Annotated in this window: 10 protein-coding genes and 1 tRNA gene; 10 read left to right on the top strand and 1 reads right to left on the bottom strand. The window is 45.5% G+C overall.

Annotation, left to right across the window (positions count from 1 at the left end):
• The first annotated feature begins 165 nt into the window (after positions 1-165).
• From rnr to ACSHX2_RS01195, 7 genes are all read left to right on the top strand, one after another.
• The gene (gene rnr / locus ACSHX2_RS01165) at positions 166-2,400 is read left to right on the top strand and encodes a ribonuclease R (protein WP_435689770.1); all 2,235 of its coding nucleotides are present in this window, start codon (positions 166-168) and stop codon (positions 2,398-2,400) included.
• A gap of 141 nt (positions 2,401-2,541) precedes the next feature.
• A complete protein-coding gene (locus tag ACSHX2_RS01170; RefSeq protein ID WP_435689771.1) occupies positions 2,542-2,826 on the top strand; it encodes a hypothetical protein in 285 nt (94 codons plus the stop codon).
• Positions 2,827-2,906: 80 nt separating this feature from the next.
• On the top strand, positions 2,907-4,454 hold the full coding sequence (zwf, locus tag ACSHX2_RS01175; RefSeq protein WP_435689773.1) for a glucose-6-phosphate dehydrogenase: 1,548 nt from the start codon (positions 2,907-2,909) through the stop codon (positions 4,452-4,454).
• Positions 4,455-4,466: 12 nt separating this feature from the next.
• The gene (locus ACSHX2_RS01180) at positions 4,467-5,537 is read left to right on the top strand and encodes a glucose-6-phosphate dehydrogenase assembly protein OpcA (protein ID WP_435689775.1); all 1,071 of its coding nucleotides are present in this window, start codon (positions 4,467-4,469) and stop codon (positions 5,535-5,537) included.
• 157 nt (positions 5,538-5,694) lie between these two features.
• Positions 5,695-6,507 (top strand): hypothetical protein, encoded by an 813-nt coding sequence (locus tag ACSHX2_RS01185; protein WP_435689777.1) that lies wholly within the window; start codon positions 5,695-5,697, stop codon positions 6,505-6,507.
• Positions 6,508-6,662: 155 nt separating this feature from the next.
• A complete protein-coding gene (trxA, locus tag ACSHX2_RS01190) occupies positions 6,663-6,980 on the top strand; it encodes a thioredoxin (protein WP_435689779.1) in 318 nt (105 codons plus the stop codon).
• Positions 6,981-7,088: 108 nt separating this feature from the next.
• Positions 7,089-7,170 (top strand) — tRNA-Leu (locus tag ACSHX2_RS01195).
• A gap of 43 nt (positions 7,171-7,213) precedes the next feature.
• Here the strand turns inward: ACSHX2_RS01195 and ACSHX2_RS01200 are convergent.
• Positions 7,214-8,338 (bottom strand): class I SAM-dependent methyltransferase, encoded by a 1,125-nt coding sequence (locus ACSHX2_RS01200; RefSeq protein WP_435689781.1) that lies wholly within the window; start codon positions 8,336-8,338, stop codon positions 7,214-7,216.
• Positions 8,339-8,357: 19 nt separating this feature from the next.
• On the opposite strand from ACSHX2_RS01200, the gene ACSHX2_RS01205 reads away from it, so the two are divergent.
• The 3 genes from ACSHX2_RS01205 (at position 8,358) to ACSHX2_RS01215 (ending at position 13,384) form a co-directional block, all read left to right on the top strand.
• Positions 8,358-10,847: a transglycosylase domain-containing protein gene (locus ACSHX2_RS01205; RefSeq protein WP_435689783.1), complete on the top strand. Its 2,490-nt coding sequence runs from the start codon at positions 8,358-8,360 to the stop codon at positions 10,845-10,847.
• A gap of 223 nt (positions 10,848-11,070) precedes the next feature.
• Positions 11,071-11,985, top strand: coding sequence for a hypothetical protein (locus ACSHX2_RS01210; protein ID WP_435689785.1), 915 nt, complete (start codon positions 11,071-11,073; stop codon positions 11,983-11,985).
• 4 nt (positions 11,986-11,989) lie between these two features.
• The gene (locus tag ACSHX2_RS01215; protein WP_435689787.1) at positions 11,990-13,384 is read left to right on the top strand and encodes a TonB-dependent receptor; all 1,395 of its coding nucleotides are present in this window, start codon (positions 11,990-11,992) and stop codon (positions 13,382-13,384) included.
• The last annotated feature ends 3 nt before the right edge of the window (positions 13,385-13,387 follow it).

The following is a 13,387-nucleotide window of genomic DNA, read 5'->3' on the forward strand; positions in this document are numbered from 1 at the left end:
AATAACTATCGATGGCAGGAATTTTACGGTTCGGCAACTCCACAGTTTGCGAAATATAAATTTGACCAATCAATGTGGCTAATAAAGGTATAACAGTGGTGGAGCTATGCAGTCATAGCTGAATCTTGTCTTGCGGGAAGCAGTTAGACCACACAGTGTATTGGCATGAAAGATTTGCGTGAGCAGTTGCTGAAATTAATGCGAGGGAAGAGTTACCGTCCTATGGATAAGATGGAGCTAGCCAGCAAATTAGGGATAGATAGCTCTGAGCGTAGAGCGCTGCGTATACAGCTGACTAAGCTAGAAAAAGAAGGTAAAGTGGTGATAGTTTCAAAGGGGCGTTACAAGCTCCGGGAGACTGCTGTAGTATATCTGGTCGGAACTTTAAGATACCAACCTAACGGAAACGCATGGTTCTACCCAACGCAAGGTGAAGAAGGTAACGTTGCGACAGGGATGGATATCAAAAAACACGATCGTGTTTTTGTAGATAACCGAGACATGGGAGTGGCGATGGATGGTGATTTGGTGCGAGTGAAAATCACACGTATTGGAGTTCCAAGATGGAAGCAATTCGCAGATAGAGGGAAGAAAAAATACGATAAACGTGGACGCCCGATTAAGGAAAAGCCGCAGCCTAAAGAAGATGTAAAAGAAGAGGCTGCTGGGAAAGTGACTAAAATATTGGAGCGTAAGAGCTCGACAGTGATCGGAGTGTACCGCGAAGATGGACGTTTTTGTTATGTAGAGCCAGAGATGAAGGGCCTACCCGGTGGGATTGATTTATTAGATGCAGGTGAAGCCAAGCCAGGGCAATTAGTTGCAGTGGAAGTAGTAGCGTGGTCAAATCGACATGAAACTCCTGTAGGCAAGGTGACTAAGGTGATTGGTTACCCTGATGCCCCAGGGGTGGATATCATATCAGTGATCCATAAGCATAATCTCCGAGTCGAGTTTGAGCCGGAAGTACAGAAAGAGGCTGATGCAGTTTCAGAAGTTATTTCTAATGAAGAGTACGCTCGGCGCGAGGACTGGCGTGAGCAATTAGTGCTTACTGTGGACCCCGGCGATGCGAAGGATCATGATGACGCCGTTTTGGTGGAAGAGCTCGATGATGGCTGGCGACTTGCTGTTCATATTGCTGATGTGTCTCACTATGTGACACCGCATTCAGCTTTAGATAAGGAGGCTCAGCTGCGAGGGAATTCAACCTATCTGGTTGATCGTGTGCTTCCGATGCTTCCAGTGAAGCTTTCTAACAATGTTTGTAGTTTACGCTTGGGCGTGGACCGGCTCACGAAGTGCGCTGTGATGGAGTTTGACCGTAGAGGTGAGCGTAGAAAAGCTTACTTCTGCGATGCTGTAATTAATAGTAAAGCGAAGTTGGCGTATGAAGAGGCTCAGGTCTTGATCAAAGGCAGTGGTGGTGGCGAAGTAGGTGACGCTATTCGTACAGCTTGGGGCTTAGCTGACGTGTTGCGTAAAAGGCGTTTCTCTCACGGTGCGCTTGATCTGGATTTTCCAGAGGTCAAAGTGGTGTTAGATGAGAAGACGAAAAAACCGATTGAGGTCAAAGAGCTAGTCTATGACGAGAGTCATCAAATGATCGAAGAGTTCATGTTAGCTGCGAATGAGGCCGTGGCAGTGGAGTTGAAGATGAAGCGTAAGACTGCGATTCACCGTATTCACGAAGACCCGGATGCTGATAGGCTCAATGAGTTTGCTGAGATTGCGCGTATTCATGGATTTAATGCAGGTGATCTAACAAACAAAAAACATATTCAAGCACTGCTTAAGCAGGCAAAGGGTAGCCCCGTGGAGCAGTCAATCAAACTAGGCTTATTAAAGAGTCTTAAGAGGGCTGCGTATAGTATTGAGATGTTAGGTCATTATGGCTTGGCCAAGATGGACTATTGTCATTTCACTAGCCCTATTCGACGTTACGCTGATTTAATAGTGCACAGAGCTCTTCAAACGCAGTTGGTTAATCCACCTGCTGATCCCGTTAGATTACCGAAGGCTGGTAAGTTAGAGGAGATAGCTCAACACATTTCAGATACGGAACGTAAAAGTGCTGAAGCTGAAAATGCGACTAAGCGCATGAAGATGATGGAGTACTTGTTCATGCTAACACAGCAAGACCAAGCACCGATATTCGAAGCACTTATTACAGATGTTCGACGCATGGGGCTTTTCGTGGAAATTACCAACATGCAGGTCAAAGGCCTAGTGAAGAAGGAGGAGTTTCCACAAGGTAATTGGAACTTTGAGCAAGGCGTGATGGCATTTAGGGATTTGAAATCTCAAAATGAATTGCGATTGGGTCAAAAGGTGAAAGTGAAGATTGCACGAGTGAATATGGAAAAGCAGCTTGTCGATTTTTACATAGCGGATAGTTAGTGACTCATGCACAGGTTTTCCAAGTTTTGCTTATTCTTAGTAGTTCTGGTTTTGAGTTCCTGTTCAAAACCGGAATCTACAAATGAGCTGTCACAAGAATTAACTGAACAGCTCCTAACGCTGCCTCAGTTAATTCAAAGTGTGGATTCTGTAGAGAGTGCAGATTTAGTAGTGAAAAAAATAGAGTCGCTCGCTGATGCTGTCACATCGATAGCCCAACGAGTGGATGCAGAGTCCTATCTGGGTTATGAGCAAGGTCTCGAATTTGAGAGTTCCTTGCGTGATGTGCAGGATGAAACTGAGTATTTATTGACGCTGCTTTCAGCTCAACCAGAGTTAGTAATCAAACTGACAGAGCCGATAGCTAAGCTGGGGGACTCACTGGAGTTCGCGGCAAGCGTGATGAAGCAGCCAAAGTCACTGTAGCTGTGTGTGGTTTGGTTGATATGACAAAGTGTGTGGGAAAAAAACAGACTTCCCGCTTGAGGGATTGGTCTTCCTAAGGAATGCTGCGCGCAGCAATGAGTAATCCTTTCAGAGAAGATTTAGTTTCACGTTCACGCGCAGAAGCCTGTACGGTGGTCATATTTGGTGCTACAGGTGATTTGACTCACCGCAAGCTAGTGCCAGCGCTTTACAACCTCGGCGTGGATGGTGAGCTGCCACACGGAGTGAAGATTGTTGGTTTTGCTCGTAGAGAGAAAAGCGATGAAGAGTTCCGTGAGGGCTTGGAGGTTCTCAATAAACAGGTTTCCCGTAGCGGTCATAACCCTGAGCTTTGGTCAGAATATCAAGAGAGCATTCATTACCACCAAAGTGAGTTTAATGATATAGATGGATATAAGCGTCTCGCTGAGTGCCTAGATGCTATTGATCGCGAACGTGGTGGAGCTGGCAATCGCCTTTTTTATGTTGCGAGTGCCCCTGAGTTTTTTGATGTAATTTTAGAAAACCTTAAAGCTGTGGGGCTTAGTTCTGCATCTGACGGTTTCTGGTCACGCGTGATCGTAGAAAAGCCATTTGGTACAGACCTAGCAACTGCTGAACATCTTAATAAAGTGGTGAATAACACCTTTGCTGAGAAGGATACTTATCGTATTGATCACTATCTGGGCAAAGAGACTGCGCAGAATATCATGGTTCTGAGATTTGCAAATGCGATCTTTGAACCACTCTGGAATAATAAATATATTGAGCAGGTGCAGATCACTTGTGCTGAACATCTAGGTATGGAAGGTGGACGCGGTGGCTATTATGATAAGGCTGGTGCGTTACGTGATATGGTGCAAAATCACTTACTACAGCTTTTGAGCCTCGTTGCAATGGAGCCGCCAACTGATTTATCTGCTGACGGAGTTCGCGATGAAAAGGTCAAAGTGCTCCGTTCACTTCGACAGTTAGATTCTCCAGAGCTTATTCGACAGAATGTGGTGCGCGGCCAATACACTGCGGGTCACATCCAAGATAAGACAGTGGTGGGTTATCGTGAGGAAGATCGCGTGGATCCTGAATCTATGACTGAGGCGTATGTGGCGTTGCGCATGCATATCGATACCTGGCGTTGGAGCGGTGTTCCATTTTACGTGAGAGTTGGTAAGCGCTTACCTAAAAAGGCAACAGAGATTTCCATTCACTTCAAATCACCGCCGAGTGTTCTATTTAATGCAATTCCTGGAGCGGCAGCTGGCGGGAATGTACTTGTGATTCGTATTCAGCCAGATGAAGGGATCTCTCTTCGCATGGTGTCCAAGCTTCCTGGGACAACTCTCCGTATGGAGCCGGTAAAGATGGATTTCCATTATTCTACAAGCTTTGGTAAAGGTAGCCCAGAGGCTTACGAGCGACTTTTGCTCGATGCTATGGCCGGTGATGCGACTTTGTTTGCACGCCGTGACGAGGTCGAGGAAGCATGGCGTTTCATTGATCATATTGAGAAAGCTTGGCATGAATCAGCGAAGGCTCCTGAAATGACGGAGTTTGCAGCTGGCAGTTGGGGGCCAAAAGAGGCTGATGAACTCCTGGGACAAGATGGTAATTCTTGGAGAAGACTTTAACCTGATAGGCATATGAGTGTTCCTAATGATTGTAGTATTCTAGGTAAAGAGGTTGAGATCGGTGAAATCGATGTCGAGCTCAAGCGTTTATGGGAGGCTGATGAAGCGAGGACAAACGCTTCTTTGATGAACTTTGCTGTGTATTCAGAAGATTCATCAGCGCTCGCTAAAAATTCAGAAATGGTTCGCGAGATTACTCGCGAGCATGCGTGTCGCGCGATTCTCGTCGCTGTGGACCGAGATGATTCAGAGGTAGGCATGCGCGCGTGGATTACGGCGCACTGTAATCTCGCGAATGGTAACAAAACAGTTTGCTGTGAGCAGCTTGCATTTCATTTGGCTGGGCGCGTCAGTGGGCGTTTCAGAAATACGATCTTTTCTCACCTTCAGAGCGATTTACCCTTAATTTTTTGGTGGCAGGGTGAATTGACGGATCGCCTAGATGATCGGATCTATTCACTGATTCAACGTCTGGTAGTGGACAGTGGAGAATGGGCTGACCCGCTGGAGCAATTTCAGAGACTCAGTGTGCCGATGTTAAAGGACAATCTTGTGGTACAAGACTTGTCTTGGACTCGTACCTACCATATCCGACTTGCGATCGCTTCAATGTTTGATGACGTACATGCTCAAGCTGCGATTGAGAGTATTCGAAAAGTAAATATTGTGACTTCTCCTGATTGTGAAATTTCAGGTATTCAGTTGCTTGCGTGGATTTCAACTCAATGTGGTTGGGTCAAGGCGAATGAATTACTAGAAACACAAGGGAGTCGTGGTAGTTATTCTTTAGAGCATGCTCATGGTGGAGCTATAGAAGCTAAGGTGACCACTGAAGAGGGGAGTTCGCCGATTAGTCTTGTCGAAATCATTGCAGGGAATGTGAGCTTATCAGTCACACGTCCCGTGGGTGATAGCTTGATCCACCTTAGCTTGGATGTAGGCGGCCATGTAAGTGAGCAGTCAACGCCTGCTGATAGTGTTGATTCTGTGGGACTAATGCGTGACCAGCTTTCACGAGGTGGGAAAAACTCTCTTTTCCGCAAGGTGCTTCCAGTATTTATGGAGCTTCTTGCTCAAACGTAGTACGCTGAGCCTCCTAAATAGTTTAGTTTCCTAAAAAAAGCTGTTTGGAGGTTTGACAGGTGGGGGAGTCATCAGTTTAGAGTAGGACTAACACTCTGCGATACTCTCATGGTAGAGTATCCACACCTACACATCACCTAACGAAACCCATCAAAGGATGAGCGATCAAAATAACGACAACGAAACCCAGCCGTTGGAGACTGAGCCATTGAAGCCTCAGGCCATGCGCAAGACTTCATCTGTGCCGCTCCGTAAGGAAACGGTTCGAGTGACTCTTAAGTCTACACCTGCAGGAGCTAAGCAGCCACCTTCTGTATCTGGTCCGCCAGCTCCTAAAGCGATGTCCCCACATACAGCGCCTCAAACTGTAAAGGCTCCCTCTCTACATAACCCTAACATCCCAGATGTTACTTCAGCAGTTCCTCTTAAAGAGGAGACCATGCGTGTGACACTGAAGGCTGAATCAAAAGCTAGTTCTGGTCCGTCAGCGCCTAGACCACCAGCTGTCACATCGCCTTTAGGTTCTGCGCCTAAAACGCCGGCACCAGCTCCTACTGTTCCACTCAATATGGGAGCAGGGGCTTCAGCACCTATAAAAGCGTCTGGGGCGCCCGCGCCCGCGCCGACAGTTCCTCTTAACTTAGGAGCAGGAGCTAAAGCTCCAATAGCACTCGCTACTCAGCCTCTAGGGAGTGCGAGTCAGCCATTACCAAAAGCAACAGTTCAGTTAGAGCAGACGCAGCAGCTTGGAGCTCCAACCGCCGTTGGTGCACCAGGTGAACAAGCGCCCACTATTCAAACTGTAGTTGATGGGGAATCATCCGACGAGCGCGCATCCAATGTCGTGACTTATCTTGCGGTGGCCGCATTGGTGCTCTCCTTGTTCTGCCTTTTCGCCCAGTTTAAGCATGCTAAAGTGTGGATGACTGAAGAAGGTAGCTCTATTGGAGCAATTTTCTCATCAAACTAGGTTTCTGAGAATCGAAATTTTTTAACCGTTGGCGACCTAGTGTGGCTAACGGTTTTTTATTGTCAGAGATTATAAGTAAATTGCATGCTAAATATTAGTGTGCAAATGGGGTGTCGTGATCTTGACCTTTTCAAGAGTGAGGGCATAGTTGGCGTATGGCACTTGTATTAACTGAAGACAATTTTGAAGCCGAAGTAATTAACTCTGGCAAGGCAGTTCTCGTAGACTTTTGGGCTGAATGGTGTGGTCCTTGTAAGATGATTTCACCAATTATTGATGAACTTTCTGATGAGGTCGGTGATGCGGCTGTTGTCGGTAAAGTTGAGGTCGATACAGCTCAAGCACTTGCTGCAAAGTATGGTGTACGTTCTATTCCATTCCTTCTTTTCTTTAAAGATGGAGAAGTGAAGGATCAGATCGTTGGAGCAAACGTAACAAAAGAATCTCTGAAGGAGAAACTTCTTTCTCTCTAAGTCTCTGATAACTTTATATTTATAGCTCAATCAGCAATGATTGAGCTATTTTTTTTACAGAATTGTTTTGCGCAGCGCGAAAATTTGATTAAGTTGCGCCCAGCAAAGGCCGAGGTGGCGGAATTGGTAGACGCGCTTGGTTTAGGTTCAAGTGTCTTAGGACGTGCAGGTTCGATTCCTGTCCTCGGTATTTCTTTGCAAAACGATCCGCCTCACGGCGGATTTTTTTTGTTTTACAGCAACTCTAGTTTCTCCATTGCCGACTTATTCGCTGATAAGCCGAGCTCACATTCAAGAACATTGAATTGTTGGCCCATGATACTTGGATGGGTGAGTGTTTGAAATTGCCTGATCCACTTCGCTGGATTCTTAGTCTCTCCAGTCTCAATTTTTTTGAGCAATGAAGGAGCATGGCTGATAAGGTAGCGAGTTTGGCTATCAAAGTACTGAGGGGATAAGCCCGCTTCAGTGAAGCTTTGTGCTAGTTGGGTGAAGTCCACATGTGCTGTGATGTCTTTTAGACCAACATGCGTTAGTGGATCTTCATCTGCTTTGTGCTGGAAAAAACAGCGGAGCGTTCCCGTGTTCCGGTATGGATCATAGAAGGAGCTATTCGAGTAGCCGTAATCGATCGTGATAGATAGCGCTTGATCAAAGCAGCGGGCGCAGAGGCTGGCGAAGCTGTTGATGCTAGGACGGTATTCAGTTTGGTAGCCATCGGGATAGTCAGCTAGTGACTGCGTGAATTCCATGAGACGTGGAGTGCTAATTACCTGATTAGTCCATTGAAAGTTTGATCCATCATAGTCGACATATCGTTCTAGCCATTGACCGCCTTGTCTCATGACGAGTTTGACGGGAAAAGCATCGATAAGTTCATTGCTGAGAATAATGCCTGAAGGTTTTGAGGTGCTAAAATCCGCTAGGCTATTTGCGTGAGTGATTTTGAGAATGTGTTCTGAGAGGTTGTCTTGTTGGACGGATCTCATCTGCTCGAGTGGTTCGCAAATAGTGTAGCTAATCTTTTCGTAAACCCCTGTGTGATTTGTCTGAAGGTGGGTGAGTATGTCATTGGCAAGTTGGCCAGTATTGGCGCCAATTTCTAGTATTTCACACTCTTGATGCTGTTTTACGTATTTTACGATGCGTTCGGCTAGAATACTGCCAAAGCATGAGCCAACACTGACGGAGGTGAAGAAGTCTCCGCTCCTCCCAACATGGTCAGCGCCTCTGTTGTAATAACCATATTCGGAATGATAGAGGCAATGCTGCATCCATTTATCAAATGGCATAGGGCCAAGGGCTGAAATCTCAGCAACGAGAAGAGAGTGTAAGCCGAGGGTTGCAGGATTGCTCAAGAGAGGGTAAGGATATTTAGTGTCAGAATTTCCCAAGTCTGACGAATGGTTCATCATCATGATTCGCAAGAAGTTTAACTCGCGCCGAAAGGTACGCAAGAAGTCAATTTTTCTCAGGACGTGGTTTCTGGCTTTCGCATTTATTTGTCTGTTAGGATTAGTAGGCGCGTTTGTTGGCTACACTGTTTTGACGGAAAAATATCGAGACCGAGCCAGAGTTTATGACATGAGCTTGGTGAGTGTGGTGGAGCTGCCAAATTTAATTTACGATCGTGAAGAACGAGAAATTGGGCGCTTATTTGTAGAGAATAGAAGTCCGATTGGGATTGAAGAAGTTCCACAGCGAATGATCGATGCCTTGATTTCAGGAGAGGATTCTCGTTTTCTAGAGCACAATGGAGTTGATTATATAGGTATAGCGCGAGCGGCTTACCTGAACTTTAAGTCAGGAGCTCAAGATTCTGGAGCAAGTACCTTGACGATGCAACTCGCTCGGAATGCATATAATTTAAAAGACGAGGCTCTTAAGAACGATGAGAGTGGATACGAGCGTAAACTGGTCGAAATCTATTTGGCTCAGCGTATTGAGAAGCACTATACGAAGCTCAAAATATTAGAATTCTATCTGAACAGGGTTCCTTTTGGTAGCGGTTATTATGGAGTGCGGTCTGCAGCTTTGGGGTACTTTGGGAAAGAACCGAGAGATTTAACAGTGGAAGAGTGCGCGTCACTTGTGGGGTGTATCAAGAACCCTTCAACGTTTTCTCCGCTACGGAGTAAGAAAAATAATAAAAAGGCTAGAGATCATGTCATTAATCGCATGGCGATTGAGGGGCGTATTCCTTTTTCTGAGGCCCAAGAGTTGATCGATCTGCCAGTGGTAACTAATCCTAAACCGATCAAACGTAACACAACGCATTTGTATGATCGTATTGCGGCAACTCTACAGGATCATGTTCCAGCAGAGTTGTTAGACAAAGGAGGGTTCCAGATTTTCACTTCTATCGACCGCGATATTCAACGTAGCTTGGAAAAAAATCTTGAACGTCAGCTATCTGAAGCTGAGCAGCAAGATGGGTATAAACACCCGAAGTATAGAGACTTTGATTCTGCTGCTGGTCACCGACCAAAATATCTTCAAGGAGCCGCTCTCATGTTAGACAACGAGACTGGTGAGGTGATTGCCTATGTTGGAGGTCGTGATTTCGCCCATTCACAGTATGACTTTATTGATTCTGGCAGAAAGCCAGCTGGCACTGCGTTTTTTCCATTGGTGTATGCGGCGGCACTAGAGGCTGGTGAAACTCTTTCAACGCGCTTGATTGATGAAGCCATGGATAACCGACAGGTAATGATTGATGGTGTAGAAGGTATTTTAGGCGAATGGGGGAATGAGGTTGAGCAGCCAGTTTACGAGGGTGAAATTCTTTTACGAAGAGGTTTAGCTTCAAGTAAAATTGCGGCGACAGTTCGCCTTGGTCGAGAAGTGGGTTTGCAAAAGGTGCGAGATCTGGCGGGGCGTTTTGGATTCACTATGCCAAAGACAAAACCATTACCTCGTGAGTTGCTAGGGACTGAGTCTGTTTCACTACAAGAGCTAGTAGTCGCTTATTGCGCTTTTGCTAACCAGGGGAGGAGCCCTCGTGAGATCCTTTGTATAACACGTATTGAGTCGAAAGAAGGTGAGGTATATTACGATGCTAAAAATAGCTTAGATAGAAGGAAACCCAAAGAAGTTCTTCATCCAGCAACAGCATTTTTAACTCACTCAATGTTAGAGTCTGCTCTTAAAACTGGAAGCGGTATGCGTATTTACGAAGAATCAAGCCTCGAAGGATTTTCAGGAGGAGGAAAGACGGGTACGACCAGTGATTTTGCAGACAACTGGTTTGTTGGTTATAACAGTAAAGTGACCTGTGGTGTGTGGGCAGGCTTCTGGGATGGCTCAAGAACTCCAATTTATCCAGGAGCCTTTTCTGCAGACACCGTGATGCCAGCTTGGGTAAAGGCGATGGAAATATACCAGTATAAGCATAAACCCAAAGATGTGATTCAGCCGAGCCAGGTTGAGGAAATAGAAATTTGTGAACTCTCTGGTCTCAGAGTTACTTTAGATTGCGAAGAATATGAGAAGAATCCTAAGACGGGTGAAATGGAAACCGTAAGTACTGGGTACAATGAGTATTATTACGTCGAGAATAAGCCTCTTGGATACTGTGATAAGCACGGGAGTGGGAGTCACGGAGTCTCAGATAGTATGTTTTCTCTTACCAAGAGGGTGGGCTCTAAGCAGTATACCCACATCCAGCCAGTCCAGCCAGTGGCGCCAACCTTACTAGGTGATGATCCCTATAGCTCTGAGCAGCCAGCCTTTGTGCCAAAAGATCTGACTTCTTCATCGAGTGCTCGCGGGCTCGATGCAGTAAATCCTGATGTGCTTTCTGATCAAGATAGTGTTTCTACGATATCTATGCAGGGACCTGGTAAGATAGAAATTATTGCAGACTAAGGGAAGTTTAAGCATTGGTGGCTTGCCTAATATAGATGGTTCGGTAACTTCGGTTGTGGCCACATTGGATGCAGATAGAAGACAGAGTTTCCTTTGTCCAGAATGCCGCCTTTTGGTTTCAGCAACGACTGAGCAAAGAGGTGCTACACTAGTATGCCCATGTTGTACTTCCAAATTAAGAGTACCAAGTATCGAGGATAATATTCCCCAACTCGGCTCCTCTATGAGGACTAAGCCTGTTGGTATTTCAGCCGCAGCTTCGATTAAGGATATAAATGATTCTTGGCATGAAGATCTACCAGTGGAGTACTTGGCCGCGCATTCACGTGGCTTGCCTTGGCATATGATCGTTCCAGCAGCCCTTCTTGGCTTACTTCTTTTTTTGGGGATGGTTGGGTTATTGCTTCAAACCGAAGAGCGCGCTGTAGTTGCGCTCAGTGCTTCTGAAGTAGCCGCCGAGGTTGGGGTAGAACAGATCAACGCTGTTAGTACAATGTCTAAGCTACAGCGTATCGCTAGAGTGGAAGAGTATTTAAATGAGTTGTCGACCTGTACTTCAATTGACGAGCTAGAGCCTAAGCTTAGGTCAGTTCCTCAGCTGCGTGAGAAAATGGAGAACTATTATAAGACCAATGCGTTGTCTTTTAAAAAGGTGAGATCGGTAAATGAGCTGTACCAGATTAGCAACGATTTGGATGGAGGCTACTTATGTTCTGCCGTATATACAGATGGATTAATACAGTTGAGTGTGATTCTTGAGCGTGAGGGTGAAGTGAGATTAGATTGGGAGTCGTTTGTCGCATACTCAGATATACCATGGGATGAGATTAAAAAGAGGCTGCCAAGAGAGCCAATCAAGGTGCGTGCAATCCGTAGTATATCGGAGTATTACAACTATGGTTTTGATTCAGCGACTTATCAGTGTTTTGAACTCATGCGCAACGACTCAAACACGAGGTTTTATGCCTATGCGCGCAGGGACGGGGCTCTGCTGAGTCAGCTTCTGCCGTTGGGTGTTTCGGCTGGAATGATAGAAATGACCTTAAAGGTGCATTATCCAGAGAATGTCATTGATGATAGATTGCTCATTATAGATTCGGTAGAATCTGATAGCTGGGTCGTTGATTATAAAAAATAAGTTTATGAAATCTAGAGAGGTATTGAGTTCCTATAATAAAGCTCTGAGGATTAATCTGGATCGTTCCAAGTATGGAACTTTTGCGGAGATTGGAGCTGGGCAAGAAGTTGTGAACTGGTTTTTCAAAGCCTCTGCGACTGCAGGCACAGTGGCTAAGTCTATATCAGCTTATGATATGACAATGAGTGACGAGATCTATGGCAAGTCTAGGCGCTACGTCTCACGTGAGCGGGTTCTTCAAATGCTTGATCATGAATATGAATTACTTGTTGAGAGGCTTTCTGAGGAGAGAGATGATCAGACCACTTTCTTTAGCTTTTGTAATACAGTACGAGCTCGTGGTTATAAGGATAAGGAAGAGTGTCATGGCTGGATGGGAGTTCGGCTACAGCTAAAACCGGGTGGTCCACCATGTGATATCCTCTGTCATGTGCGTTTGTTAGATGAAGAAAACATGGATCAAATGGAGGCTCTTGGAGTTATTGGTCTAAATCTTATCTATGCCTCTTTTTACCATAGAGATAATCTTGAGCGTTTCGTTGAATCACTTGTCAATAATCTGACAAAGGGCCGTGTTGAAGTGGATATGTTGAAGTTCTTGGGCGAGGGGTTTCGCTTTGTTGACAACCGATTATGCTCACTACAGTTAGTTCAAAGTGGTTTAACTGCGGCGGCTATGTTTACCCCTGACGGCGAAGTTGTGCAGCCAGCAGAAGTTCTCTATAAAAAGTCAGTAGCGTTGCTACGTGGTAGTTTCGATCCCGTCACGAATCTCCATCTCGACATGCTATCACAGACTAAGAAAAGTTTTTGTAGTGAGTTGAATGATGCTCAGAAAGGTAGATTTATTAGTCTCTGTGAGATTTCGATGAATAATCTACTTCGCGGAGGGGATGGAGGAATAGATCACCTGAAGTTTCTTGACCGTGCAGATGCACTACAAGCTCTCGGCCAGACGTTACTTATTTCTAACTGTCCAGAGTTCCACAGAATAGCCTCTTATTTGAGTGTTTATACAAAGGAGCCAATCGCGATTATATTGAGTATTGGGCTACTTAACGAGCTGTTTAAAGAGAAGTGGTCTGAGAATTTAGATGGTGGTATTCTGGAGTCTTTCGGACGCCTATTTAAGCACGAAGTTTCGCTCTATGTCTACCCATGGAAGAGTCGTAAAGGTGGTGAGCTTGTGACCGCTGAGACCTTCCGGACGAACGAGAATTTACAACACCTCTACCAATATTTCTTAATGAACCGTCTGATACGCTCAGTGGATTCAGGTGATGAAGCGCTACTCAATTATACCGGTCGAGATATCCAGAAAATGATTCTTGAGGGTGGTGAGGAGTGGAAAAAATTTGTTCCTAAAGAGGCCCATCGGGCTGCTCTGCATATACATTGATAA

It is taken from the genome of Rubritalea sp., assembly GCF_051252225.1.
In the GTDB taxonomy this organism is placed as follows: Bacteria; Verrucomicrobiota; Verrucomicrobiia; order Verrucomicrobiales; family Akkermansiaceae; genus Rubritalea.

What these genes read in the sequence shown, in the direction of transcription:
- ACSHX2_RS01180 (WP_435689775.1), top strand. Translation starts at nt 4,467, where the DNA reads ATGAGTGTTCCTAATGATTGTAGTATTCTAGGTAAAGAGGTTGAGATC.
- rnr (WP_435689770.1), top strand. Translation starts at nt 166, where the DNA reads ATGAAAGATTTGCGTGAGCAGTTGCTGAAATTAATGCGAGGGAAGAGT.
- ACSHX2_RS01185 (WP_435689777.1), top strand. Translation starts at nt 5,695, where the DNA reads ATGAGCGATCAAAATAACGACAACGAAACCCAGCCGTTGGAGACTGAG.
- trxA (WP_435689779.1), top strand. Translation starts at nt 6,663, where the DNA reads ATGGCACTTGTATTAACTGAAGACAATTTTGAAGCCGAAGTAATTAAC.
- zwf (WP_435689773.1), top strand. Translation starts at nt 2,907, where the DNA reads ATGCTGCGCGCAGCAATGAGTAATCCTTTCAGAGAAGATTTAGTTTCA.
- ACSHX2_RS01210 (WP_435689785.1), top strand. Translation starts at nt 11,071, where the DNA reads ATGAGGACTAAGCCTGTTGGTATTTCAGCCGCAGCTTCGATTAAGGAT.
- ACSHX2_RS01215 (WP_435689787.1), top strand. Translation starts at nt 11,990, where the DNA reads ATGAAATCTAGAGAGGTATTGAGTTCCTATAATAAAGCTCTGAGGATT.